Source organism: Microbacterium sp. (assembly GCF_047607225.1).
In the GTDB taxonomy this organism is placed as follows: domain Bacteria; phylum Actinomycetota; class Actinomycetes; order Actinomycetales; family Microbacteriaceae; genus Microbacterium.
In genome coordinates, this window is the sequence record NZ_JASGDO010000057.1 from 57,881 (window position 1) to 81,428 (window position 23,548).

Here is a 23,548-nt window from a genome sequence, read left to right on the forward strand (position 1 = left end):
GACCGATCACCGGTCAACGGCCACCGTGGAACGAAGCGGGATCGTCTTCGGCGATCGCCAGGGCGATCTTGCGTACGTGCTGCTGGTCGACCTCGACCAACTCGCCGAGCCCATACCACCCGACGTCGGTCAGCTCTCCATCGGCGGGATGAGGCTCACCCGACACCCAGTCGCATCGGAACACGAGGTCTAGGTAGTCCACGTGGTCGCCGTTGGCGTACGTCACCCGGGGCAGCTGCTGGACCAGCGCGAGACGCGTCGCCCGTACGTCGACACCGGCTTCCTCGCGGCATTCGCGCACGGCGGTGTCGGCGGGCTCTTCGCCCGGCTCGACGATCCCGGAGACGCACTGCCAGGCGCCGTTGTCGGCACGGCGACCGAGGAGCACCTTCTCATCTTTGAACACCACCGCGGTGACGCCGACGAGCGGCAAGGGAGCGTGACCGACTTTCTCGCGCAGGGACAGGACGAAGTCGGGGGTGGTCATGGACAACAGCGTAGGCCGAGCCGGCGCTCGCCAACCTTCACCGTCAACTCGAAGGTAAGGCGAGCTCGACGGCCACCGCGCCCGATCGGCCGCGTTGTCGGACGCTCTTCGTAGACTCGGTACGTGGCATCCGACTCCTTCGTTCACCTGCACGTTCACAGCGAGTACTCGATGCTCGACGGGGCCGCGCGCATCGGATCGATGGTCCAAGAGGCTGTGCGGCTGGGAATGCCGGCCATCGCCGTCACCGACCATGGCAACACCTTCGCGGCCTTCGAGTTCTACCGCGCCGCCAAGGACGCCGGCATCAAGCCCATCATCGGGATCGAGGCGTATGTCACGCCCGGGACGCACCGCAGCGACAAGTCGCGAGTGCGGTGGGGCGGTCCGGACCAAAGCGACGACGACGTGTCGGGCTCGGGCGCGTACACGCACATGACGCTGTTGTCGGAGTCCACGACGGGGATGCACAATCTCTTCCGGCTGAGCTCGAAGGCGTCGATCGAGGGGTACTACTTCAAGCCCCGCATGGACCGTGAGCTCCTGCAGACCTACAGCGAAGGATTGATCGCCACGACGGGATGCCCCTCCGGCGAGATTCAGACGCGGCTGCGGCTCGGTCAGTACGATGCCGCGCGAGCAGCGGCCGCCGAGTTCCAAGACATCTTCGGCAAGGACAACTACTTCGCCGAGATCATGGACCACGGGCTGTCGATCGAGCGTCGCGTGATGAGTGACCTGCTCCGCATCTCGAAGGACCTCTCCATCCCGCTCGTCGCCACCAACGACCTCCACTACACGCACCAGCACGACGCGACCAGTCATGCGGCCCTGTTGTGCGTGCAGTCGGGCTCGACCCTCGACGACCCCAAGCGCTTCAAGTTCGACGGCGATGGCTATTACGTGAAGTCGCCCGCGGAGATGCGTCAGGTCTTCCGCGACCACCCCGAGGCGTGCGACTCCACTCTGCTGATCGCCGAACGCTGCGAGGTCGAGTTCAACACCTCCGCGAACTACATGCCGCGCTACCCGGTTCCCGACGGCGAGACCGAGGAGAGTTGGTTCATCAAGGAGGTCGAGAAGGGCCTCGAGTACCGGTATCCCGCGGGGATCCCCGACGAGGTGCGCAAACAGGCGGAGTACGAGACGAGCGTCATCGTGCAGATGGGGTTCCCGGGCTACTTCCTCGTGGTCGCCGACTTCATCAACTGGGCCAAGGACCACGGCATCCGCGTCGGCCCCGGGCGTGGTTCGGGGGCCGGTTCCATGGCGGCGTACGCCATGCGCATCACCGACCTCGACCCGCTCCAGCACGGTCTGATCTTCGAGCGCTTCCTCAACCCCGACCGCGTCTCCATGCCCGACTTCGACGTCGACTTCGACGACCGTCGCCGTGGCGAAGTCATCCAGTATGTGACCGAGAAGTACGGTGACGAGCGCGTCGCGCAGATCGTCACCTACGGCACGATCAAGGCGAAGCAGGCACTCAAAGACGCCGGTCGTGTCCTGGGGTTCCCCTTCAGCATGGGGGAGAAGCTCACCAAGGCGATGCCTCCGGCGGTCATGGGCAAGGACATGCCTCTCGGGGGGATGTTCGATCCTCAGCACCCGCGCTACAAAGAGGCCAGCGAGTTCCGCGCGGTCATCGAGACCGACCCCGAGGCCAAGACCGTCTTCGACACCGCGGTCGGGCTGGAGAACCTCAAGCGGCAGTGGGGCGTCCACGCCGCCGGCGTGATCATGTCGAGCGAGCCGCTCATCGACATCATCCCGATCATGAAGCGGGAGCAGGACGGCCAGATCGTCACGCAGTTCGACTACCCGTCATGTGAAGCGCTGGGCCTCATCAAGATGGACTTCCTGGGGCTGCGCAACCTCACGATCATCGATGACGCCCTCGACAACATCCGAGCCAACCGTGGCGAGGAGCTGGTCCTCGAAGATCTCACGCTGGATGACAAGGCCTCCTACGACCTCCTCGCCCGCGGTGACACGCTGGGCGTGTTCCAGCTCGACGGCGGGCCGATGCGGTCGCTCCTGCGACTGATGAGGCCCGACAACTTCGAGGACATCTCCGCCGTCATCGCGCTGTACCGCCCGGGACCCATGGGGGCCAACTCCCACACCAACTACGCCCTCCGCAAGAACGGCCTCCAGGAGATCACGCCCATCCACAAAGAGTTCGAGGAGTCCCTCGCCGACATCCTCGACACCAGCTACGGGCTCATCATCTATCAGGAGCAGGTGATGGCGATCGCGCAACGGGTCGCCGGCTTCAGCCTGGGACAGGCAGACATCCTCCGCCGCGCGATGGGCAAGAAGAAGAAGTCGGAGCTCGACAAACAGTTCGAGGGCTTCCAGGCCGGGATGCGAGCCAACGGCTACTCGGATGAAGCCGTGGCCAAGCTGTGGGAGATCCTGCTGCCGTTCTCGGACTACGCCTTCAACAAAGCGCACTCCGCGGCGTACGGTCTCGTGTCTTACTGGACCGCGTACCTCAAAGCGCACTACCCGGCGGAGTACATGGCTGCGCTCCTGACGAGCGTCGGCGATTCCAAGGACAAGATGGCGGTCTACCTCAACGAGTGCCGCCGCATGGGAATCCGGGTGCTGCCGCCCGACGTCAGTGAGTCGATCCGCTTCTTCGCCGCCGTCGGCGAGGACATCCGTTTCGGCCTGGGCGCGGTTCGAAACGTCGGCGCCAACGTCGTCGATGGCATCGTCGCGGCGCGCGCCGAGGCGCCTTACAGCAGCTTCCACGACTTCCTCGCCCGGGTTCCCCCTCACGTCACGAACAAGCGCACCGTGGAGTCGCTCATCAAGGCCGGCGCTTTCGATTCGCTCGGCGCGACCCGCCGTGCGCTCATCGAGATCCACGAGGACGCGACCGAGCAGGCAGTGCTCGACAAGCGCCGAGAGGCCAACGGGGAGGTCGGGTTCGACTTCGACAGCCTGTGGGGCGACGACGAGCCGCAACAGGTCCAGAAGGTGCCGGAGCGTCCCGAATGGACGAAGAAGGACAAGCTCGCCTTCGAGCGCGAGATGCTCGGTCTCTACGTATCCGATCACCCCTTGGCGGGTCTGGAGATCCCCCTGGCGAAGCACGCCAGCACCTCGATCCACGACCTTTTGTCATCGGACGACGTCAACGACGGAGACCAGGTGACGGTGGCGGGTCTGGTCACCAGCGTGCAGCACCGCGTGGCGAAACAGAGCGGAAATCCGTACGGCATGATCACCGTCGAGGACTTCGACGGCGAGGTCACCGTGATGTTCATGGGCAAGACCTACACGGAGTTCCAGTCGCTGCTGCAGTCCGACGCGATCCTCGTCGTTCGGGGTCGCGTGTCGCGCCGCGACGACGGATTGAATCTCCACGGACAGTCTGCCTTCGTCCCCGATCTCGGCGCAGTCGACGAGTCCGGACCGTTGATCCTGATGATGCCGGAGCACCGCGCGACCGAGACGACGATCTCCCAGTTGGCGGAGGTCCTCGGACGCCACCCCGGCACCACGGAGGTCACGCTCAAGCTGCACAAGGGGAGCACGGCAAAGGTGTTCGAAGTGCCGCACCCCGTCTCGGTGACGGTGGACCTCTACGGCGAGCTCAAGGGTCTCCTCGGCCCGCAGTGCCTCGGCTGAGCAGCACACCCCGAGTAGGATCTCCTGGACCGAACAGTCGACCCCCGAGAGGACCATGTCGTGAGCGACGAGCACACCTCCCCCCGACACGAAGACGAAGCCGGCGACCGCATCGACGAGCCCGTCGCGTCCGACCCGGATCAGGATCTCGGCGTCGACGACACGTCGACGACCACGGACTCGGAGTCAGAGCCTATCTATGGAGTTGGACCCTTCTCACTGCGGGAGGTCGTCCTGCTGGGCGTCTGGGCACTCGCGTTCATCTTCTCGTTCTTCTCCGTGTGGGTCGACACCGGCCTGTCCTCGGTCGCGTTGCCGTTCGGCTCGGTCTGGAGCTCGGGGATCGACTGGATCCTGACGATCGGCGTGCCCACGGTCGCGGTGTTCCTCATCGTCCTGCGGCGCTTCTCGCCGGATGGGATTCGTCGAGTCGGCTCGCTGGCGGTCGATCAGTTCGCCTCCGTTGCCTTCTCGGTCTCGGCCGTCGTGTGGCTGGGCATCCTGTGGACCAATATCACGCGGGGCATTCAGACCGGTGTCTGGCTGAGCAGCTGGGTCGTCTGGGTCGAGTTCTTCCTGATGACGGCGGGGGTCTTCCTGACCGTTCTGGCCCCGTTCATCCGCCCCTTCGACCAGGACTTCCACCAGCGAACCGAGGTGCCTGCCCACAGGAACGCTCGGCCCGTCCGCGCGGTCGTCCCGCGGCCGGCGCAGCAGCGGATCGTGGCCCCGGTGGTCGCCGATGTGGCCAGCGCAGAATCGCATGCGTCGTACGACGCGTTCGCGCCCCAGACAGACACGGGCGCGGTCGAGACCGCTCCACCGGCCAGCCAGGCGTTCTGGGCCCTTGCCCCTGAGGAGCGCGAGGTCGTGGACGAAGACGGACTCCCGATCTTCACCGTCGGACCGACCGCGTGGGCGCTGGTGATCGAAGACCGTGGCTCGAGCTTCGTCATCCGGCACGAAGACGGGCGCGTGGGAGTCCTCACCGACGTGTCTGGTGTGACGCGCGGCTGACGCCCGCGGGCGCGTCCTGTCTCGTCGCGCCGCTACGCTGGAACGATGCTCCGCACGATCGATCTGCGCGGTCGCGTTCTCACGCCGACCGATCTGAGTGCCGCCGTTCCTCGCGCCGCTGCGGCGCGGGACGAGGCCTTCGCCACGGCCGCCCGTATCGTCCACGATGTGGCCGGACGCGGCGAGGCGGCGCTGCGAGAGCAGGCCGAGCGCTTTGATGGCGTCACCGGGCACGCCATCCGGGTGCCGCAGGCGCACCTCGACGAGGCGCTGGCGGACCTCGACCTCGACGTGCGACGCGCACTCGAGGAAGCGATCGCTCGCGTCCGCCGAGCTTCCGAGGCGCAGGTGCCGCCACCGGTCGTCACCGAGATCGCGCCCGGCGCGCGGGTGGAACAGCGCTGGCGTCCCGTCCAGCGCGTCGGGGTGTACGTGCCGGGTGGCAAGGCGGTCTACCCGTCCAGCGTCGTGATGAACGTCGTTCCCGCCCACGTCGCGGGGGTCGCCGAGGTCGCGCTCGCCTCCCCGCCGCAGCGGGATCACGGTGGTCGCGTGCACCCTGTCATCCTCGCCGCCGCGCGGCTGCTCGAGGTGACGGAGGTCTACGCCATGGGAGGCGCGGGCGCGATCGGTGCATACGCCTACGGCGTCGACGGCATCGGACTCGCGCCGGTGGATGTGATCTCCGGGCCGGGCAACAACTTCGTCGCACTCGCCAAGCGCGTGGTGGCCGGTCGCGTCGGCACCGACTCGGAGGCGGGGGCCACCGAGATCCTCATCGTCGCTGATGACAGCGCTCAACCGCGGTGGGTCGCCGCCGACCTCGTCAGCCAGGCCGAGCACGATGAGCAGGCCGCGGCGGTGCTCGTGACCGCGTCGGAAGAACTGGCTCACGCTGTCGCCGTCGAGGTGGAGGCGTTGGCGACGGGCACCGAGCACCGAGAGCGTGTCAGCCAGGCACTCGTCGGTCCGCAGTCGGCGATCGTCCTCGTCGACGACCTCGCCACCGCGACCGCCTTCAGCAATGCGTACGCTCCCGAGCACCTCGAGCTGCACCTGAGGGACCCTCGTGTCGATGATTTCGTCAACGCCGGAGCGGTCTTCGTCGGTGATCACTCGCCGGTCAGCCTCGGCGACTATCTGGCCGGGAGCAATCATGTGCTCCCGACGGGGGGACAGGCGCGCTATGCGTCGGGTCTCTCGGCATCGACCTTCCTGCGTCCCCAGCAGGTCATCGCCTACGACCGCGACGCGCTCGCACAGGTGCAGGACGACATCGTCGCCCTGTCGACCGCGGAGGCATTGCCGGCGCACGGTGCCGCTGTGACGACGCGCTTCGACGCGGCGAGCGCGCCGTAGGCTGAACTCATGCATTGCCCGTTCTGTCGTCATCCCGATTCCCGCGTGATCGACTCCCGAACGAGCGACGATGGCCTGAGCATTCGCCGTCGTCGCCAGTGCCCGGAGTGCGGAGGCCGCTTCTCGACCATCGAGACCGCGAGCCTCAACGTCATCAAGCGCTCCGGTGTGATCGAGCCGTTCAGCCGTGAGAAGGTGATGTCGGGGGTCCGCAAGGCCTGCCAGGGTCGCCCGGTCACCGACTCGGATCTCGCGGTGCTCGCGCAAGCGGTCGAGGAGGCGGTCCGACAGACCGGCTCGTCGCAGATCGACACGAACGAGATCGGCCTGGCCATCCTCGGGCCGCTGCGGGAGCTCGACGAGGTCGCCTACCTCCGGTTCGCGAGCGTCTATCAGGCGTTCGACTCCCTCGAGGATTTCGAGTCGTCGATCGCGCAACTCCGCGCGGACCACGTGCGTGCACGGTCGCCTCGGGAGTGAGCACCAGCGTTTGTCCCGGCCCACGTCTGTCCGTTCGCGGCGGGCGCGAGGCCTAGGCTGAGAGCCGATGTATCCCTTCATCTTCCGTACCGTCTTCGCCCACATGGATCCCGAGAGGGCTCACCACCTCGTCATGCCGGTGATCCGTGCTTTCGGTGTGTGGCCGGTCGCTCCGGTCGTGCGCACGATCACGCGTCCCGATCCCGCTCTTCAGACCCACGCGCTGGGACTGACCTTCGACTCCCCGTTCGGTGTCGCCGCAGGGTTCGACAAGAACGCGGTGGCGGTGACCGGGTTGCGTGCATTGGGCTTCGGACACGTCGAGATCGGCACGATCACGGCCATCGCGCAGGAGGGGAACCCTCGTCCGCGGCTGTTCCGCTTGATTCCCGACCGGGCGCTCATCAACAGGATGGGGTTCAACAACGACGGGGCCGCCGCCGTCGCCGTCCGGCTCGAACGGCTCCGCCGCCGCCGGAGGCGTCCCGTGATCGGCGTCAACATCGGCAAGAGCCGAGTCGTCGACGTCGACGCAGCGACCGCGGACTACGTCGCGAGCACCGCCCTCGTGGCCGCTCTCGCCGACTACCTGGTCGTCAACGTCTCCTCTCCGAACACCCCGGGACTGCGGGGGCTTCAGGCCGTCGAGACGCTGCGGCCCTTGCTGTCCGCCGTGCGTGATGCCGCCGCTGCCACGCCGCTGCTCGTGAAGATCGCGCCGGACCTCTCGGACGATGAGGTCGAGTCGATCGCCCGGCTCGCGGCGGAGCTGGGGCTGGCGGGACTGATCGCGACGAACACGACCATTTCGCGCGACGGACTGGAGACCGATCCGGCCGTCGTCGAGCGCGCCGGCGCCGGAGGACTGTCCGGCCCTCCGCTTCGCGCCCGCGCCCTCGAGGTACTGCGGCGGGTGCGGTCGGTCGTCCCCGAGGACTTCTGCATCATCGCTGCGGGAGGAGTGGAGACGGCCAGCGACGTGCAGGAGCGTCTCGACGCCGGCGCAGACCTCGTTCAGGGCTACACCGGCTTCATCTATCGCGGCCCGCTGTGGGCGCGTCAGATCAATCGCGGACTTCGCCGGCAACGCAACGTCGCCGCCACGCGATAGGGCTGCTGGCGACCGTCCGGATCAGGCCGGTCGCTCTCCGCGGCGGACCTGAGGCTTCGGCAGACGCATGAAGCGCATCTGGATCGTGCGCATCGCCGCGTACCAGCCCAGGCCCTTCTCGCGTCGGTCGCCCCACTTCTGCGTCCCGAGCTTCTTCACGCGCGTTCCGGTGATGATCATGTCGCCGATGACGAAGAGGATGAACACCCACAGCCCGATGAACCCGTAGTAGACGATCGCCGGGTTGGGGATGAGGCTCAACAGGATCACGACGATCATCAGCGGCATCACGAGCTCTCCGATGTGCCAGCCGGCGTCGACGAAGTCGCGCACGAACCGGCGCTGCGGTCCTTTGTCTCGGACGGGCAGATAGCGCTCGTCTCCGTTGGCCATCCCGATTCGGGCCTTCTCGCGCTGGGCGGCGAGCTCGGACTTCGCTCGGGCGCGCGCCTCCTTCGTGTCAGCGACGAGAGGACGCTTGCGTGCGGCCTCCCGCTCGGCCCGCGTCGGGGTCGGGCGGTTCTTGCCGGGCCCTGCGGGAGCGCTGGGCTCGGTGTCGGGCGTGGGAGCGGCGGGAGTCTTGGCCACGGGAGCAACCTCGGTTCGGTGGAGAGTGTGCCTTCTAAGATTACCCGTATGACCTCCGAACTCTCCCGGCGTGAGCGCGTGCGCTCCGCTGCCGACGCTGCCGTCCCCTCTGCCCTCGCCGATTTGGGTGCGCTCGTGCGGATTCCGTCGGTCGCCTTCCCCGGGTTCGAGCGCGCCGAGGTCGAGCGTTCGGCCGAGGCGGTCAAGACGCTCGTCGAGGGCATCGGTATCTTCGACACGGTCGAGGTGAAGACCGCGCGCGTGGCAGCGACCGGCGAGGAAGGGATGCCCGCCGTCCTCGCCACGCGACGTGCGCGCAACGGTCGTCCGACGATCCTCCTCTATGCCCACCACGATGTGCAGCCGATCGGTGACGAAGAGCTCTGGGAGTCCCCGGCGTTCGAGCCGACGGTGCGCAATGGCCGCATCTACGGTCGGGGCGCCGCCGATGACAAGGCCGGAGTCATGGCGCACGTCGGTGCGCTCCGCGCCTTCATCGATGCCGTCGGAACGGACTTCGACCTCGGCATCAACCTCTTCATCGAGGGGGAGGAGGAGGCCGGCTCCGGGTCGTTCGCTCAGTTCCTGGCCGACAACGCCGACGCCCTCCGCGCCGACGTGATCGTCGTCGCCGACTCCGGCAACTGGGATGCCGCCACACCCGCCGTGACGGTGTCGTTGCGCGGCAACGCGCGATTCCGCATGCACGTGAAGACCCTGGACCATGCATCGCACTCCGGAATGTTCGGGGGAGCAGTGCCCGACGCGATGCTCGCCACCGTCAAGCTCCTCGCCACGATCTGGGACGACGACGGCGCCGTCGCCGTCGCGGGCCTTCACGAGCGCGACGCGGACACGCCCGAATACGACGAGGCCACGCTGCGCGACGAGGCCGGGATCCCCGACGGCGTGAGTCCGATCGGACGGGGGACGATCCTCAGCCGCATCTGGAACAAGCCATCCGTCACGGTCACGGGGATCGACTTCCCCTCCGTCCGCAACGCCTCCAACACGCTCACCCCGGAGTTGTCGGTCGTGATCAGTGTGCGTGTCGCGCCGGGGCAGCGGGCGGAGGACGCGTTCGCGGCCGTGCAGGCGCACCTCACGAAGAACGCTCCGTTCGGCGCCGAGGTCTCCTTCCACGACGTCGATCTCGGTGATGCCTTCCTCGTCGACACGAGCGGATGGGCGGTCGCGCAGGCCCGTGAGGCCCTCGCCGAGGGGTACGGCGTCTCCCCGGTCGACATCGGCGTCGGTGGTTCCATCCCCTTCATCGCGGATCTCGTGCGGGAGTTCCCCGGCGCGCAGATCCTGGTCACCGGGGTCGAGGACCCGCACGCCCGCGCACACAGCCCCAACGAGTCGCTCCACATCGACACCTTCCGCCACGCGCTCGTGTCCGAAGCGCTCCTCCTGGAGGGGCTCGAGTCGACCACGCTCTGAGAGGCCGGCGCCCAGGGGTGATCGGCGTCGCTCGGGCCTCGCAAGGACCGGGCCGCGTAGAATCGAGTCATCCCGCCGTCCCCGCCTCTCAAAGGCACTGACGGCCCGACCATCGGGAGAGCCATGACCGACATCGCCACGACCACCGCATCCGACACGGCCCCCGCGCACGGAGTCGCGCTGACCGACGCCGCGGCCGCGAAGGTCAAGAACCTGCTGCACCAGGAGAACCGCGACGATCTGCGTCTTCGCGTCGCCGTCCAGCCGGGCGGATGCTCCGGACTCATCTACCAGCTCTATTTCGACGAGCGCTTCCTCGACGGCGACAAGGCGGTCGATTTCGACGGCGTCGAGGTCATCGTCGACGACATGTCGGTGCCCTATCTGGAGGGCGCGACCATCGACTTCAAGGACACGATCTCGGAGCAGGGGTTCACGATCGACAACCCCAACGCGGCGGGCAGCTGCGCGTGCGGCGACAGCTTCCACTGATCGCGCGCGGCGCCCCCTCCGAGAGTCGGGACATCCTGGGCGGATGGCCTGAATCGCGTGGGAGGTTGCCCTAGACTGGCTGATGTTCGACCTTCATGACCCCGAAAGGTGCACCGTGCGCGTCAAACGTCGCCTCCGCTGGGCCGCAATCCCGCTGGGAGTCGCTTCGGCGATCGCCCTCGCGGCCTGCACGCCGACCGAGCTGAACGGGTACCTCCCCGGCTTCACCGACGACGGAACCCAGGCGACGAACCACACGCAGATGGTCTCGGGCCTGTGGGTCAACTCGTGGATCGTGCTCCTGGTCGTCGGTGTCATCACGTGGGCGCTCATGGCCTTCGCGGCGATCGCCTACCGCCGGCGCCGGGGTCAGTCGGGTCTTCCCGTGCAGATGCGCTACAACATGCCGATCGAGATCTTCTACACGATCGTGCCGCTGATCCTCGTCGTCGGTTTCTTCGCCTTCACCGCCCGCGACCAGGCGATCCTCGAGGACCAGTACGAGAACCCCGACGCCTGCATCACCGCCATCGGAAAGCAGTGGGCGTGGGACTTCCAGTACACGGGGAGCGACTGCGAAGACGCGTCCGACGCGGTCTGGACCATGGGCGTCCAGGCGCAGACCAACGAGAAGGGCGACGTCACCAGCGAACTGCCGACCTTGTACCTTCCGGTCGACAAGGAAGTGAAGCTCAAGCTCGTCTCGCGCGACGTCATCCACTCCTTCTGGATCATCGACTTCCTCTACAAGAAGGACATGTACATCGGCAAGGACAACTACTGGTCCTTCACGCCGACCCGCGTCGGCGAGTACGACGGCAAGTGCGCCGAGCTCTGCGGCCAGTACCACTCGATGATGCTGTTCAAGGTCAAGGTCGTCGAGCAGGCCGAGTACGACGCCTATCTGGCATCGCTGCGTGAGGCCGGGCAGACGGGCGACATCAACGACGCCTACGACCGCCTCCAGAACCTTCCCGGTACGAGCGGGAACTCCGAGTCCGAGGGAGACCACTGATGGCGACGACGCTTCCGCCCCAGGGTGAGACGCTCAGCCGTCCGACCACCTTGCCCCCGCGTCAGGCGGCTCTGTTGAGCTCGTCCCGGGTCGAGCAGAAGGGCAACGTGATCGTCAAGTGGATCACGTCGACCGACCACAAGACGATCGGGTACATGTACCTGATCGCCTCCGTGCTGTTCTTCCTGCTCGGTGGCGTGATGGCCCTGATCATCCGTGCAGAGCTCTTCGAGCCGGGCATGCAGGTCCTCCCGACCAAGGAGCAGTACAACCAGCTGTTCACGATGCACGGCACGATCATGCTGCTGATGTTCGCGACACCGCTGTTCGCGGGCTTCGCCAACGCGATCCTGCCGCTTCAGCTCGGAGCTCCCGACGTCGCCTTCCCGCGGCTGAACGCGTTCGCGCTGTGGCTGTTCATCTTCGGATCCCTGATCGCGATCGCCGGCTTCCTGACACCTCAGGGCGCGGCCGCGTTCGGCTGGTTCGCGTACCAGCCGCTGGCCAATGCCAGCTTCTCGCCGGGCGCCGGCGGGAACCTGTGGATGCTCGGCCTCGGAATGAGCGGTTTCGGAACCATCCTCGGTGCCGTGAACTTCATCACGACGATCATCACGATGCGTGCACCCGGAATGACGATGTGGCGTCTGCCGATCTTCTCGTGGAACACGCTCGTCACGAGCATCCTGATCCTGATGGCGTTCCCTGTGCTCGCGGCGGCGATCTTCGCTGCCGCCGCCGATCGCGTGCTCGGCGCCCACATCTATGACCCTGCCAACGGGGGAGTGCTCCTGTGGCAGCACCTCTTCTGGTTCTTCGGTCACCCTGAGGTCTACATCATCGCGCTGCCGTTCTTCGGCATCGTCTCCGAGATCCTGCCGGTGTTCAGCCGCAAGCCGATCTTCGGGTACAAGACGCTGGTGTACGCGACGATCGCGATCGCTGCGCTCTCGGTCTCCGTCTGGGCGCACCACATGTACGTCACCGGCGCCGTGCTGTTGCCGTTCTTCGCGTTCATGACGATGCTGATCGCGGTACCGACGGGCGTGAAGATCTTCAACTGGATCGGCACGATGTGGCGTGGCTCGGTGACCTTCGAGACGCCCATGGTGTTCACGCTCGGGTTCCTCGTGTCGTTCGTCTTCGGTGGTCTGACCGGCGTCATCCTGGCCTCGCCGCCGCTGACCTTCCACACCTCGGACTCGTACTTCGTTGTCGCCCACTTCCACTACGTCGTCTTCGGCACCGTGGTGTTCGCGATGTTCGCCGGCTTCTACTTCTGGTGGCCCAAGTGGACGGGACGGATGCTCAACGAGCGTCTCGGTATGGTCCACTTCTGGATGCTGTTCATCGGATTCCACATGACGTTCCTGATCCAGCACTGGCTGGGTGTCGACGGCATGGTCCGTCGTTACGCCGACTACTCGGCTGCGGACGGATGGACCCTGGGTAACCAGATCTCCACCGTGGGAGCGATGATCCTCGGCGCCTCGATGATTCCGTTCTTCCTCAACGTGTGGCTCACCGCACGCAAGGCCCCGAAGGTGACCGTGAACGATCCGTGGGGCTACGGCGGCTCGCTGGAGTGGGCGACAAGCTGCCCGCCGCCGCGGCACAACTTCACGTCGATCCCGCGTATCCGCAGCGAGCGTCCGGCGTTCGACCTCAATCATCCCGAGGCAGGACTGCCGGTCGGCGTCGGTCCGGCGAAGGATGCGCCCGATGCCCCGGTCGTCGACCTCGCCGAGGGAGAGGTGAAGTAAGTGAAGACCAACGTCAACCTCTGGTGGGTCCTCGGCGTCTTCTTCCTGCTGATCACGGTGGTCTACACCGGCTGGAACATCATCGAGCACTCCCAGGTGCCGTGGTACAACGCCATCGAGTGGGTCGGCTCCACCGCGCTGCTGTTCACCGTCTTCATGTCCGCGATGATCGCGTTCTACGTCGACCGCGTGCACAAGGCACAGGGTGGCGAGCTCCCCGAAGATGTGCTCACATCGGACATCGACGACGGCGATCCCGAGCTCGGTGAGTTCAGCCCCTGGTCGTGGTGGCCGCTCGTGCTCGCCTTCTCCGCAGCGCTGGCGATCGTCGGACTCGCGGTGGGAACGTTCCTCCTGCCGATCGGTGTCGCCGTGTTCGTCGTGGCGATCGTCGGCTGGGTCTACGAGTACTACCGCGGTTACTTCGCTCGCTGATCGGATGACCTTCCGACTCCGAGTCGGTGTCCGCTCCGACGTGGGGCCGCATCGCGAGGACAACCAGGATGCGGCGTTCGCCGCGCCGTGGGGCGCTGCGGTGGCCGATGGTGTGGGTGGGGGTCCCGCTGGCGATCTTGCCTCCGCGGCATTGTTGCATCGGCTGGTTGCGTTCGGTCCCGAGCTTCGTGGCGTCGACGACTTCGCCATGCGCCTTCGCGGCGCGAACTGGGATCTGGGCGCACACGTGCGTCGGGATCCTGCCCTGGCCGGCATGGCGACGACCTTCACCGGTGTCTGGTTCGACGCGTCGGGTGCCCTTCTGCTCGCCCATACCGGCGATTCCCGCGCCTATCTGCTGAGGCAGTCGCACCTCATCCGCCAGACACGTGACGACTCCTTCGTACAGAATCTGGTGGACCAAGGAATCGTCGCTCCCGCCGATGCGATGACTCATCCGCGTCGCAACATCATCACCGCTTCACTGCGGGGTGACGCCGCCGACGTCGTGCGTGTCGTCGAGCGAGCGCCTGTGAGCGGAGATCGATGGGTCCTCTGCAGCGATGGAGTCAGCGACTACCTGAACGACGATGCCATCGCCGAGGTCGTGAGTGACACGACGGCGCGCGTGCAGGAGGTCGCCGACCGTCTCGTGGAGGTCGCGCTGGAGGCCGGCTCCCGGGACAACGTGACTGCGCTCGTCTGCGACGTGGTCGACGGCGTTCCGAGCCTGCTGCCGCCCGTCTGGGCGGGCGCCGCAGCCACGCGCTTCCAAGAGCAGCTCGCCGCGGGCTGAATCGATCAGGCCTCGGGACGCACCCACATCACGAGCGGGTCGAACATGCGGGGGAGTGGTCCCATCGCCCCCTCTGTCGGATAGCCCTCGCGCACCCAGTACTCGTAGCCGCCGATCATCTCGCGTACGTCGTAGCCGAGCCGCGCGAACTCAGCGGCGCCCTTGGCGCCCGCATTGCACCCCGGGCTCCAGCAGTACACGACGACGCGAGCGGTCGGGTCGATCTCCGACGCAGCGCGAGAGGCGATCTCTCGGTAGGGGATGTGGTGGGCCCCGACGATGTGTCCCTGATCCCACGCGTCACGGCTGCGGACATCGACGACGATCACGGCGTCGCCGGCGCGTTGCGCGGCGTAGAGATCGGAGGCGTCGGTCTCGTGCTGGAGCTTGTTCTCGAAGTGCGTCAAGGCATCAGACATGCTTCGACGTTACGGCCAAAGAGAAAGCGGCGAGGAGGGCTTCTCGGCCACTCCTCGCCGCAATCCTGCCGCGTCGGAAGATCAGTCGTCGCTGTCCTTCTTCTTCTTTGACTTCTTGGTGCCCTCGCCGTCCTCGTCGGGGACGATCACGTTCGAGGGCCGGTTGGCCGTCTCGCTGTTGTGCCCGTCGTCGATCGGGTGAAGCGGTGCGTCGGGAGCGCCGGCACGCTCGTGCGCGCCCTGGAGCTCGGCCGCCTCTTCTTCGGCGATGTGGTCGAGCGTGTGGTGCTGGTGAGCGCGTGCCTCGTCGATGTCGGCCTGGGTGAGAGGCACAAGCCGGTCTTCGAAGAACCAGCGCGACAGCGAGGCCCGCAGGTTCTCGTGCCACGGGATGCGGCCGCGGTCGTTCGGACGCACCACGAGAGGAGCATTGGTCTCGAAGTCGACCAGCTTGACGAGCTCGTACTCGTCGACCGGCTGGTGCACCTCGATGTACTCGCCTCCGGGGAGGCGCACGATGCGGCCCGACTCGTAGCCGTGCAGGGCGATCTCACGATCCTTCTTCTGCAGCGCGAGTGCGATGCGCTTGGTGATGAAGTACCCGAAGATCGGACCGAGGATCAGCAGTGCCTGCAGCGTGTGGATGACTCCTTCCATCGTCAGATGGAAGTGCGTGGCGATGATGTCCGACGAGGCCGCAGCCCACAGCACGGCGTAGAAGATCACTCCGGCGACGCCGATCGCGGTGCGCGTGGGCGCGTGGCGCGGGCGCTGAGCGATGTGGTGCTCGCGCTTGTCACCCGTGATCCACGCCTCGATGAACGGGTACAGCATGACCAGGACGATGAACAGTCCGAGGCCGCCGAGCGGGATCAGGATGTTGAACGACCACGTGCGGTCGAACAGCACGAACTCGAGGTGCGGCGGCACGAGACGCAGGGCGCCGTCGGCGAATCCGATGTACCAGTCGGGCTGCGTGCCGGCCGACACCGGTGACGGGTCGTACGGTCCGTAGTTCCAGATCGGGTTGATCGTGAACAGAGCGGCGATGAGGACGATAACGCCGAACGTGATGAAGAAGAAGCCGCCCATCTTGGACATGTAGACCGGCATCATCGGGTAGCCCACGACGTTGCTGTTCGTGCGGCCGGGACCGGCGAACTGCGTGTGCTTGTTCACGATCATCAACATGAGGTGAACGGCGAGCAGCGCCACGAGGATCGCAGGGAGCAGCAGGATGTGCAGGACGTAGAGGCGACCGACGATATCGGTGCCGGGGAACTCGCCGCCGAAGAGGAGGAACGATGTCCAGGTACCGATCAGCGGAATGCCCTTGATCATGCCATCGATGATCCGCAGGCCGTTGCCCGAGAGCAGGTCGTCGGGGAGCGAGTAGCCAGTGAAGCCCTCACCCATCGCAAGGATGAAGAGGATGAAGCCGATCACCCAGTTGAGCTCGCGCGGCTTGCGGAAGGCGCCGGTGAAGAAGACGCGCAGCATGTGCACGCCGATCCCCGCGACGAATACGAGAGCCGCCCAGTGGTGGATCTGACGGACGAGGAGTCCGCCTCGGATGTCGAACGAGATCCGCAGCGTCGAATCCAGTGCCGCCGACATCTCCACACCGACCATGGGGACGTAGGCGCCTTCGTAGTGCGTCTCGACCATGGAGGCCTGGAAGAAGAAGGTCAGGAAGGTTCCCGACAGCAGGACCACGACGAAGCTCCACAGCGCGATCTCGCCGAGCATGAAGGACCAGTGATCCGGAAAGATCTTCCGACCCAGCTCCTTCACGAGTCCCGAGAGGCTCGTGCGTTCGTCGATGTAGTTGGCCGCGCCGGCGACGAATCGACCGCCGAGCGGCTTCTCCGTCGAGCTGTTCTGCGCGCCGGGGTTCTGTGTTCCTGTCTCAGTGACAGTGGCGGTGCTCAATGGCGCTCCCAGAAGCTCGGGCCGACAGGTTCGTGGAAATCGTCCTGCGCGATGAGGTAGCCATCCGCGTCGACGGTGATCGGAAGCTGCGGCAAGGGGCGCGCGGCGGGTCCGAAGATGACCGCGGCGGAGCGCGAGACATCGAACTGCGACTGGTGGCAGGGGCACAGGAGGTGATGCGTCTGCTGCTCGTACAGGGCCACGGGGCAGCCGACGTGGGTGCAGACCTTGGAGTAGGCGACGATGCCGTCGTACGACCACTCGAGCTTGTTGTGCTCTGCGGGCAGCTGCTCAGGCAGGAGACGCATGAGGAGCACGATCGCCTTGGCCTTCTCCTCGAGGTAGCCCTCGTGGTGGCTCATCTTCGCGAGCGGCTCAGGGATCACGTGCACGGCGGAGCCGAGGGTGAGGTCTGCGGCCCGGATCGGCTCGCCGCTCGGGTCGTGAGCCAGGCGCATGCCCTTCTTCCACATGGTGTGGCTGAGAAGGGCCACCGGGTCGCCGGCGATCGGGTTCTTGGGTGTGTTCTGCGGAGCGAGGCCGCGGAAGAGCACGATGCCGGGCGCGACCGACGCGACGAGCGCGGCGATGAGCGAGTTGCGGATGACGGCTCTGCGACCGAATCCGGACTCCTCGTTCGCCTCACGGAATGCCTGGACGGCGCCCTCTCGAGTGGTGTCGCGTCCGCGGGTGGCGTGACGGGGCTCGATGTGCTCCTTGTCCGACATGATCGCCTTCGACCAGTGGATGGCGCCGACGCCGATCGCGAAGAGGGCCAGGGCGATACCGAGGCCGACGAACAGGTTGTTGTGACGGATGTCGACGATCTGTCCGCTCTCGATGGGGAAGAGCATGTAGGCCGCAATAGCCCAGATGCTGCCCGCGAGGGAGAGATAGAAGAGGGTGTACACCGTGCGGACCGCGCGCTTCATGGCGGCGGGGTCCTTGTCGGTCGTGCGTGCCCGATGCGGCGGCAGACCGGGGTTCTGCACGGGGTCGGGAACCGCGACCGCGAGCCCGGTGGAGGGCTTCCACGAAGCCCTCTCGTGCTCGAGCGCGTCTTCCTCGTGTGCCATGGTGCTCCTCGTACGTTGCGTCAGTGAAGTGTTGTCGTGGCCGTCGCTCAGTTCGACTTCGCCGTGATCCACACGGTGAGTCCGATCAGCGCGCCGATGCCGAAGATCCAGATGAACAGGCCCTCGGAGACCGGGCCGAGCGAGCCGAGCGAGAAGCCGCCCGCCGATTCGTTCTGCTGCATCCACATGAGCGCCGAGATGATGTCACGCTTCTCATCCGTCGTGAGCGTCATGTCGTTGAAGACCGGCATGTTCTGCGGACCGGTGACCATCGCGGCGTAGATGTGCAGCGGGCTCGTGGAGGTGAGCGCCGGGGCGTACTTGCCCTCGGTGAGGGCGCCTCCCGCAGCGGCCACGTTGTGGCACATCGCACAGTTGATACGGAAGAGCTCGGCGCCGTTGGCGACGTCGCCCTCGCCATCGAGGATCCTCTCGGCCGGGTAGGAGGGGCCGGGCGAGGTCGACTGCACCCAGGCGGCGATCGCCTTGATCTGCTCCTCGGTGAACTGAACCGGCTTTTGCGGAGCCTGCGGTCCCTGCATCTGCAGCGGCATGCGTCCCGTGGACATCTGGAACTCGACGGCCAGCTCACCCACGCCGTAGAGAGACGGCCCGTCCGGGGTGCCCTCCATGTTCAGGCCGTGGCAGGTGGCGCAGTTGGCCTGGAACAGCTTCTGGCCGTCATCGACGGTCAGGGTCGTCGATGCGGCAGTGGCGGGCTCAGTGGCGGCCATCGCGGCGGACGCGCCGGCGTAGACGCCACCGCTGACGAGCAGGCCGATGCCGATCAAGGCGGCGGCGGCCCACTTGCTGCGGCGTCCGGTCTGGCGACGCGTGGTCTTCGATGCCATGGAGGTACTCAGCTCCGCTCTGTTACTTGACGAAGTAGATGACGATGAACAGGACGATCCAGACGACGTCGACGAAGTGCCAGTAGTACGACACGACGATCGAGGTGGTCATCTCCTTGCGTCCGAAGTTCTTGACCGCGTAGGCGCGACCGATCACGAGGAGGAAGGCGATCAGACCACCAGTGACGTGGAGGGCGTGGAAGCCGGTGGCCAGATAGAAGGCCGACGCGTAGGAGTCGGCGCTGATGGGCATGCCCTCGGCGACGAGGGTTGCGTACTCCCACACCTGGCCGGAGACGAACACCGCACCCATGATGAAGGTGAGGAAGAACCACTCGACCATGCCCCACTGACGGAACTGCCAGATCGAGCCCTTGCGGTAGGGCTGGAAGCGCTCGGCGGCGAAGACGCCGGCCTGAGCGGTAAAGGAGGAGAGCACCAGGATCATCGTGTTCACGGCGGCGAACGGGATGTTCAGCAGCTCGGTGCGGTCGGCCCACAGCTCCGGCGATGCGTTGCGGAGCGTGAAGTAGATGGCGAACAAGCCGGCGAAGAACATGACTTCGCTGCCGAGCCAGACGATGGTTCCGACGGCGACCGGGTCCGGACGCTTGACGGAGCGCAAGGCTTGGGAATAGGTCGCTGGAGTGGTCGTCACGCATTCATTATGGCTGATTCCGGGAGTGGTTTCCTCATCCCTGAAGGTGGGTTCGACTTTCGGAGGGGATCGGAATCGGATCGATACCCGCCGTGAAGCTGCCGTGAGACTGCCGATAGGATCGGTCCTCATGGCGGAGCTGTACTCGTGGCCCGAGATCCTCACGAACCTCCTCGCGCGTCGCGACCTGAGCGTCTCCGAGTCGACCTGGGCGATGCGACAGGTGATGTCGGGTGCGGCGACGCCGTCGCAGCTCGCCGGATTCTTGGTGGCCCTGCGCGCCAAGGGGGAGACCGTCGATGAGATCGTCGGTTTCCGCGACGCCATCCTGGAGGCGGCGCTCCCGCTCCCGGTGCCCGCTGCGGTGCTCGACATCGTGGGTACGGGCGGGGACCGCTTCGGCACGGTCAACATCTCCACGATGTCGGCGATCGTCGCCGCGGCCTCGGGCGTTCCGGTCGTCAAGCACGGCAATCGCGCCGCCAGCTCGTCGTCGGGATCCTCGGATGTGCTGGGTGCCCTCGGCATCGATCTGAGCCTTCCGCCCGAGCGCGTCGCCGAGGTCCTCGAGGAGGTCGGAATCACGTTCGCGTTCGCGTCGGCCTTCCACCCGGGATTCCGGCACGCGGGACCGACGCGCACCGAGCTCGGAGTCCCCACCGTCTTCAACTTCCTCGGCCCGCTGTGCAACCCGGCTCGTGCGGAGGCGAACGCCGTCGGCGTGGCGCACTTGGACCGAGTGCCCCTGATCACCGGCGTGTTCCGGACGAGAGGGGCCACGGCACTCGTCTTCCGCGGAGATGATGGCCTGGATGAGCTCACGACGACGGGACACAGTCGCCTCTGGGAGATCTCTCGCGGCGACATCCATGAGCACGACCTCGATCCGCGCGACATCGGCATCCCGCTCGCCGACATCGACGACCTCCTCGGAGGTGACGCTGCGCACAACGCTCGCATCGTGCGCGACGTCTTCGGCGGAGAGCAGGGTGCGGTGCGAGACATCGTGCTGCTGAACGCCGCCGCGGGCATCGTCGCGTTCGAACTGTTCCAGGACGCGACCCAGGTGCAGACCCCGATCATCGAGCGACTCGCTGTCGCGAAGGACCGCGCGGCGGAGGCCATCGACACGGGCAGAGCGAGCGCGACCCTCGAGGCATGGGTCGAGGCGACCCGCCGCTGACCCCTCCTTTCGGCAGGGGTTTTTCCCGGGAGCGCTCTCTGGTCGTCCGAGACGGGGGCCGCTACCGTGAGATCACCGTCCGGTGACCCGGACGAGTCATCTCCAGAGAGGACCCTTCCCCCATGTCCGAAGAATCAGCCGCCACGGTCGACACCCTCGAGCCGCCCGCCAAGAAGGTCGGGTTCGTCAAGGTCGCCGGAGTCCTCGGCATCCTGGGAGGTATCGCTCTGATCGTCGTCGGCGTCGTGGTGTGGACCATGGTGTCGAGCCAGTTGCGCGCGGAGAACATCGTGGTTCCCGACGATGCCGCCGCTTTCCAGGGGCAGGTCGTCGCCGGCCCGCTCACGGCGTTCGTGCAGGCCGACATCATTCAGCACCACGCGCTCGAGGCCTCGGGCGGCAAGACCTACGCCGAGCTCGACCGTGAGGACCCGGTGCGCGCGACGATGATGAACGCGTCGTTCCTGCGCGCATCCTTGTTCACGTCGGTCGTCTCTTTCGGTGTCGCCGCCTTCGCGATGGGGATCGGATTCTTGTCGATCATCTTCGGTGCGGCGCTCTACCGCCTGGCCCGAGTCCCGGTCGTCGTCAGGCGTTCCGCAGTCACGAGCTGACCCCGACCGAACGGGCCCGCGCTGATGGCGCGGGCCCGTTCGGTTTTTCCCACCGATCAGAGGAGGCGGCGATGGAGCCGATCGACGCGCTGAACGAGATCGCGACGCTGTTGGAGCGCGAGAGAGCCTCGCGGTATCGATCGAAGGCATTTCGCGCGGCGGCGCGTGCGATCGAAGGCCTCAGGCCTGAGGAGCTCGCCGATACGGCTGCGCTTCGCCGCCGGAAGGGGATCGGCGACTCCTCCCTCGCCGTCATCCGCGAGGCACTCGAGGGGGGCGTGCCCCGGTATCTGGCAGAGCTGAGAGACGCGGACTCGCGGCCGCAGTCCAGCCTCCGCGGGATGCTGCGGGGAGACTTGCACGCTCATTCGGAGTGGTCGGACGGGCAGACGGGCATTGACCTGATGGTCGAGGCCGCACGGGCACTCGGCCATGACTATCTCGCCCTCACCGATCACTCGCCCCGGTTGAGGGTTGCCCGCGGGCTGTCCGCGGAACGCTTGCGCGAACAGCTCACCGTGGTCGCCGGGTTCCGGTTCGACGACTTCACCCTGCTCAGCGGAATCGAAGTGGACATCCTCGATGACGGAGGGCTCGACCAAGACACCGGGCTCCTCGACGAGCTCGACATCGTGGTCGCGTCCGTCCACTCGTCGCTCCAGATGGAGCGGTCGCGGATGACGGCACGGCTCGTGCGCGCGGTGTCCCAGCCGCAGGTCGACGTGCTCGGCCATGTGACGGGCCGCCTCGTGCGGGGTGAGAGAGGGACGAGGCCGCCCTCCGAGTTCGACGCCGCCGAGGTCTTCGCCGCGTGCGCGGCGCATGGTGTGGCCGTTGAGATCAACTCGCGTCCCGAGCGGGAGGACCCGCCCGACGAGCTCATCCGAACGGCGATGCAGGCGGGGTGCCTGTTCGCCATCGACTCCGATGCGCATGCACCCGGCCAGTTGGGCCTGCTCGACGAAGGCGCTGCACGTGCGGAGCGGCTCGGCGTGCCGCCGGATCGCATCGTCACGACGTGGTCACGCGAACGGTTGCGTGCATGGACCGAGTCCCACTGATTGCCTCGACGCGGCGCATCGGCCGGACGCGACGTCAGCTTCGAGCTGCGAGCGCGTCCGTCGCGCGAGTGAGGGATGCGCCGAGTCCCCACTTGTCGGCGACGGACGCGATCGCCGAATCGTTGGCGCGGGTGATCCGAGCCTCGTCTATCCCGACGGGGAGCGCCAGGTCGCGCACGACGGCGACCACCTGCGGGGCGACGGCGAGATAGTCAGCTGCGGCGAGGAGCTTGGCGCGAACGCCGGCGCTCATTCCTTCGTCGCCCGACGCGGCTTCGACGATGCCGGCGAGGTCGCCGTATCGGGCCAGCAGAGTGGTGGCCGTCTTCTCGCCGATGCCGGCCACTCCGGGGAGCCCGTCAGAGGGATCACCGCGCAGGACCGCGAAATCGGCGTACTGGGAAGGTGCGATGCCATACTTCGCGGTCGTCGTGTCGCCGGTGTGGACCTCGAGGTTGCTCATCCCGCGACCGGTGTAGATGACCCGTACGTCGCGATCGTCGTCGATGAGCTGAAACAGGTCCCTGTCACCCGTGACCACGTCGACGGGGATCGTCGCGATGGTCGCGTACGTGCCGATCACATCGTCGGCCTCGTGGTGGGAGACACCGACCACGGGGATGCGAAGCGCGCGCAGCTCCTCACGGATCGCGGGGATCTGGTGCTCGAGCGGGTCGGGGACGACTTCGACGTCGGGAGCCGTCAGAACCTCTTCGGCCACGCGATGCGCCTTGTAACTGGGAATGAGGTCGACCCGCCACTGCGGGCGCCAGTCGTCGTCCCAGCAGGCGATGAGGTGGGTGGGCTCATAGAGCGCAACGAGCTTCGCGATCATGTCCAGGAGCCCACGCGCGGCGTTGATCGGCCGTCCGTCGGGACCGACGACGGAGTCTGGGACGCCGTAGAACGCGCGGAAGTACAGCGACGCGGTGTCGAGGAGCATGAGGCGGTCGGTCACGCAGTCATCCTGTCACGGCGGTCCTGTCCGATGGAGTGGGTGTTAGCAGCCGGGGGCGTGGGGGGTTTCGTGGCAGGTGTGTTGGACGAGGGCGGTGTGGGCTTCGAGGATGGTGATGCGGGTGGTGTGGGCGGGGATGTCGAGTAGTCCGGGGACGCGGGTCCATCC

At 66.6% G+C, this 23,548-nt stretch carries 22 protein-coding genes; 14 read left to right on the forward strand and 8 right to left on the reverse strand.

Going from position 1 to position 23,548, the window contains the following annotated elements:
* Nucleotides 1–13: 13 nt before the first annotated feature.
* Nucleotides 14–487, reverse strand: a complete 474-nt coding sequence (locus tag QM591_RS11530) for an NUDIX hydrolase (RefSeq protein ID WP_415132543.1) — start codon at nucleotides 485–487, stop codon at nucleotides 14–16.
* 171 nt (nucleotides 488–658) lie between these two features.
* Here QM591_RS11530 and dnaE point away from each other — a divergent pair, with 171 nt between their 5' ends.
* From dnaE to QM591_RS11555, 5 genes are all read left to right on the forward strand, one after another.
* Nucleotides 659–4,129, forward strand: coding sequence for a DNA polymerase III subunit alpha (dnaE, locus tag QM591_RS11535; RefSeq protein ID WP_415132562.1), 3,471 nt, complete (start codon nucleotides 659–661; stop codon nucleotides 4,127–4,129).
* A gap of 60 nt (nucleotides 4,130–4,189) precedes the next feature.
* Nucleotides 4,190–5,146: a hypothetical protein gene (locus tag QM591_RS11540; RefSeq protein WP_415132544.1), complete on the forward strand. Its 957-nt coding sequence runs from the start codon at nucleotides 4,190–4,192 to the stop codon at nucleotides 5,144–5,146.
* Nucleotides 5,147–5,191: 45 nt separating this feature from the next.
* On the forward strand, nucleotides 5,192–6,505 hold the full coding sequence (hisD, locus tag QM591_RS11545) for a histidinol dehydrogenase (RefSeq protein WP_415132545.1): 1,314 nt from the start codon (nucleotides 5,192–5,194) through the stop codon (nucleotides 6,503–6,505).
* 9 nt (nucleotides 6,506–6,514) lie between these two features.
* Complete coding sequence (nrdR, locus tag QM591_RS11550) at nucleotides 6,515–6,985, forward strand: transcriptional regulator NrdR (RefSeq protein ID WP_415132546.1); 471 nt, start codon at nucleotides 6,515–6,517, stop codon at nucleotides 6,983–6,985.
* A 67-nt stretch (nucleotides 6,986–7,052) separates the two neighbouring features.
* On the forward strand, nucleotides 7,053–8,096 hold the full coding sequence (locus QM591_RS11555) for a quinone-dependent dihydroorotate dehydrogenase (protein WP_415132547.1): 1,044 nt from the start codon (nucleotides 7,053–7,055) through the stop codon (nucleotides 8,094–8,096).
* A gap of 21 nt (nucleotides 8,097–8,117) precedes the next feature.
* Here QM591_RS11555 and QM591_RS11560 read toward each other — a convergent pair whose 3' ends face one another.
* A complete protein-coding gene (locus tag QM591_RS11560) occupies nucleotides 8,118–8,684 on the reverse strand; it encodes a DUF3043 domain-containing protein (protein ID WP_067159519.1) in 567 nt (188 codons plus the stop codon).
* 48 nt (nucleotides 8,685–8,732) lie between these two features.
* Here QM591_RS11560 and QM591_RS11565 point away from each other — a divergent pair, with 48 nt between their 5' ends.
* The 6 genes from QM591_RS11565 to QM591_RS11590 all read left to right on the forward strand — a co-directional run bounded on the left by QM591_RS11565 (nucleotide 8,733) and on the right by QM591_RS11590 (nucleotide 14,628).
* The gene (locus QM591_RS11565) at nucleotides 8,733–10,127 is read left to right on the forward strand and encodes a dipeptidase (protein ID WP_415132548.1); all 1,395 of its coding nucleotides are present in this window, start codon (nucleotides 8,733–8,735) and stop codon (nucleotides 10,125–10,127) included.
* Nucleotides 10,128–10,250: 123 nt separating this feature from the next.
* Nucleotides 10,251–10,619: an iron-sulfur cluster insertion protein ErpA gene (gene erpA / locus QM591_RS11570; RefSeq protein WP_067159526.1), complete on the forward strand. Its 369-nt coding sequence runs from the start codon at nucleotides 10,251–10,253 to the stop codon at nucleotides 10,617–10,619.
* Nucleotides 10,620–10,734: 115 nt separating this feature from the next.
* Nucleotides 10,735–11,634 carry a cytochrome c oxidase subunit II gene (gene coxB / locus QM591_RS11575; protein WP_415132563.1) on the forward strand — a complete coding sequence of 300 codons (900 nt, stop codon included), beginning with the start codon at nucleotides 10,735–10,737 and terminating at the stop codon, nucleotides 11,632–11,634.
* Nucleotides 11,634–13,397 (forward strand): cytochrome c oxidase subunit I, encoded by a 1,764-nt coding sequence (gene ctaD, locus QM591_RS11580; RefSeq protein ID WP_415132549.1) that lies wholly within the window; start codon nucleotides 11,634–11,636, stop codon nucleotides 13,395–13,397. The genes coxB and ctaD overlap by 1 nt, the downstream gene beginning before the upstream one ends.
* Nucleotides 13,398–13,832, forward strand: a complete 435-nt coding sequence (locus tag QM591_RS11585; protein WP_415132550.1) for a cytochrome c oxidase subunit 4 — start codon at nucleotides 13,398–13,400, stop codon at nucleotides 13,830–13,832.
* Between the two features lie 4 nt (nucleotides 13,833–13,836).
* Nucleotides 13,837–14,628 (forward strand): PP2C family protein-serine/threonine phosphatase, encoded by a 792-nt coding sequence (locus tag QM591_RS11590; protein ID WP_415132551.1) that lies wholly within the window; start codon nucleotides 13,837–13,839, stop codon nucleotides 14,626–14,628.
* A gap of 5 nt (nucleotides 14,629–14,633) precedes the next feature.
* Here the strand turns inward: QM591_RS11590 and QM591_RS11595 are convergent, their stop codons facing one another.
* The 5 genes from QM591_RS11595 to QM591_RS11615 all read right to left on the reverse strand — a co-directional run bounded on the left by QM591_RS11595 (nucleotide 14,634) and on the right by QM591_RS11615 (nucleotide 19,564).
* Nucleotides 14,634–15,047: a rhodanese-like domain-containing protein gene (locus QM591_RS11595; RefSeq protein WP_415132552.1), complete on the reverse strand. Its 414-nt coding sequence runs from the start codon at nucleotides 15,045–15,047 to the stop codon at nucleotides 14,634–14,636.
* Nucleotides 15,048–15,128: 81 nt separating this feature from the next.
* Complete coding sequence (locus QM591_RS11600; protein WP_415132553.1) at nucleotides 15,129–16,979, reverse strand: cytochrome b; 1,851 nt, start codon at nucleotides 16,977–16,979, stop codon at nucleotides 15,129–15,131.
* A complete protein-coding gene (locus QM591_RS11605) occupies nucleotides 16,976–18,055 on the reverse strand; it encodes a Rieske 2Fe-2S domain-containing protein (protein ID WP_415132554.1) in 1,080 nt (359 codons plus the stop codon). The genes QM591_RS11600 and QM591_RS11605 overlap by 4 nt, the downstream gene beginning before the upstream one ends.
* Before the next feature lie 47 nt (nucleotides 18,056–18,102).
* Nucleotides 18,103–18,906: a c-type cytochrome gene (locus tag QM591_RS11610; protein ID WP_415132555.1), complete on the reverse strand. Its 804-nt coding sequence runs from the start codon at nucleotides 18,904–18,906 to the stop codon at nucleotides 18,103–18,105.
* A gap of 22 nt (nucleotides 18,907–18,928) precedes the next feature.
* Nucleotides 18,929–19,564, reverse strand: a complete 636-nt coding sequence (locus QM591_RS11615; protein WP_415132556.1) for a cytochrome c oxidase subunit 3 — start codon at nucleotides 19,562–19,564, stop codon at nucleotides 18,929–18,931.
* Between the two features lie 130 nt (nucleotides 19,565–19,694).
* Here QM591_RS11615 and trpD point away from each other — a divergent pair, with 130 nt between their 5' ends.
* The 3 genes from trpD (at nucleotide 19,695) to QM591_RS11630 (ending at nucleotide 22,422) form a co-directional block, all read left to right on the forward strand.
* Nucleotides 19,695–20,747 carry an anthranilate phosphoribosyltransferase gene (trpD, locus tag QM591_RS11620; protein WP_415132557.1) on the forward strand — a complete coding sequence of 351 codons (1,053 nt, stop codon included), beginning with the start codon at nucleotides 19,695–19,697 and terminating at the stop codon, nucleotides 20,745–20,747.
* 122 nt (nucleotides 20,748–20,869) lie between these two features.
* Nucleotides 20,870–21,361 (forward strand): aromatic ring-opening dioxygenase LigA, encoded by a 492-nt coding sequence (locus tag QM591_RS11625; protein ID WP_415132558.1) that lies wholly within the window; start codon nucleotides 20,870–20,872, stop codon nucleotides 21,359–21,361.
* Between the two features lie 71 nt (nucleotides 21,362–21,432).
* Nucleotides 21,433–22,422 (forward strand): PHP domain-containing protein, encoded by a 990-nt coding sequence (locus QM591_RS11630; RefSeq protein WP_415132559.1) that lies wholly within the window; start codon nucleotides 21,433–21,435, stop codon nucleotides 22,420–22,422.
* 34 nt (nucleotides 22,423–22,456) lie between these two features.
* Here QM591_RS11630 and QM591_RS11635 read toward each other — a convergent pair whose 3' ends face one another.
* Nucleotides 22,457–23,380 (reverse strand): 5'-3' exonuclease, encoded by a 924-nt coding sequence (locus QM591_RS11635; RefSeq protein ID WP_415132560.1) that lies wholly within the window; start codon nucleotides 23,378–23,380, stop codon nucleotides 22,457–22,459.
* Between the last annotated feature and the right edge of the window lie 168 nt (nucleotides 23,381–23,548).

Excerpts from the sequence above, each read along its gene's own strand:
- QM591_RS11590 (WP_415132551.1), top strand. The coding sequence starts at position 13,837 with ATGACCTTCCGACTCCGAGTCGGTGTCCGCTCCGACGTGGGGCCGCAT.
- nrdR (WP_415132546.1), top strand. The coding sequence starts at position 6,515 with ATGCATTGCCCGTTCTGTCGTCATCCCGATTCCCGCGTGATCGACTCC.
- ctaD (WP_415132549.1), top strand. The coding sequence starts at position 11,634 with ATGGCGACGACGCTTCCGCCCCAGGGTGAGACGCTCAGCCGTCCGACC.
- QM591_RS11555 (WP_415132547.1), top strand. The coding sequence starts at position 7,053 with ATGTATCCCTTCATCTTCCGTACCGTCTTCGCCCACATGGATCCCGAG.
- QM591_RS11595 (WP_415132552.1), bottom strand. The coding sequence starts at position 15,047 with ATGTCTGATGCCTTGACGCACTTCGAGAACAAGCTCCAGCACGAGACC.
- QM591_RS11605 (WP_415132554.1), bottom strand. The coding sequence starts at position 18,055 with ATGGCACACGAGGAAGACGCGCTCGAGCACGAGAGGGCTTCGTGGAAG.
- QM591_RS11630 (WP_415132559.1), top strand. The coding sequence starts at position 21,433 with ATGGAGCCGATCGACGCGCTGAACGAGATCGCGACGCTGTTGGAGCGC.
- QM591_RS11625 (WP_415132558.1), top strand. The coding sequence starts at position 20,870 with ATGTCCGAAGAATCAGCCGCCACGGTCGACACCCTCGAGCCGCCCGCC.
- hisD (WP_415132545.1), top strand. The coding sequence starts at position 5,192 with ATGCTCCGCACGATCGATCTGCGCGGTCGCGTTCTCACGCCGACCGAT.
- trpD (WP_415132557.1), top strand. The coding sequence starts at position 19,695 with ATGGCGGAGCTGTACTCGTGGCCCGAGATCCTCACGAACCTCCTCGCG.
- dnaE (WP_415132562.1), top strand. The coding sequence starts at position 659 with ATGCTCGACGGGGCCGCGCGCATCGGATCGATGGTCCAAGAGGCTGTG.
- QM591_RS11565 (WP_415132548.1), top strand. The coding sequence starts at position 8,733 with ATGACCTCCGAACTCTCCCGGCGTGAGCGCGTGCGCTCCGCTGCCGAC.
- QM591_RS11530 (WP_415132543.1), bottom strand. The coding sequence starts at position 487 with ATGACCACCCCCGACTTCGTCCTGTCCCTGCGCGAGAAAGTCGGTCAC.
- erpA (WP_067159526.1), top strand. The coding sequence starts at position 10,251 with ATGACCGACATCGCCACGACCACCGCATCCGACACGGCCCCCGCGCAC.
- QM591_RS11610 (WP_415132555.1), bottom strand. The coding sequence starts at position 18,906 with ATGGCATCGAAGACCACGCGTCGCCAGACCGGACGCCGCAGCAAGTGG.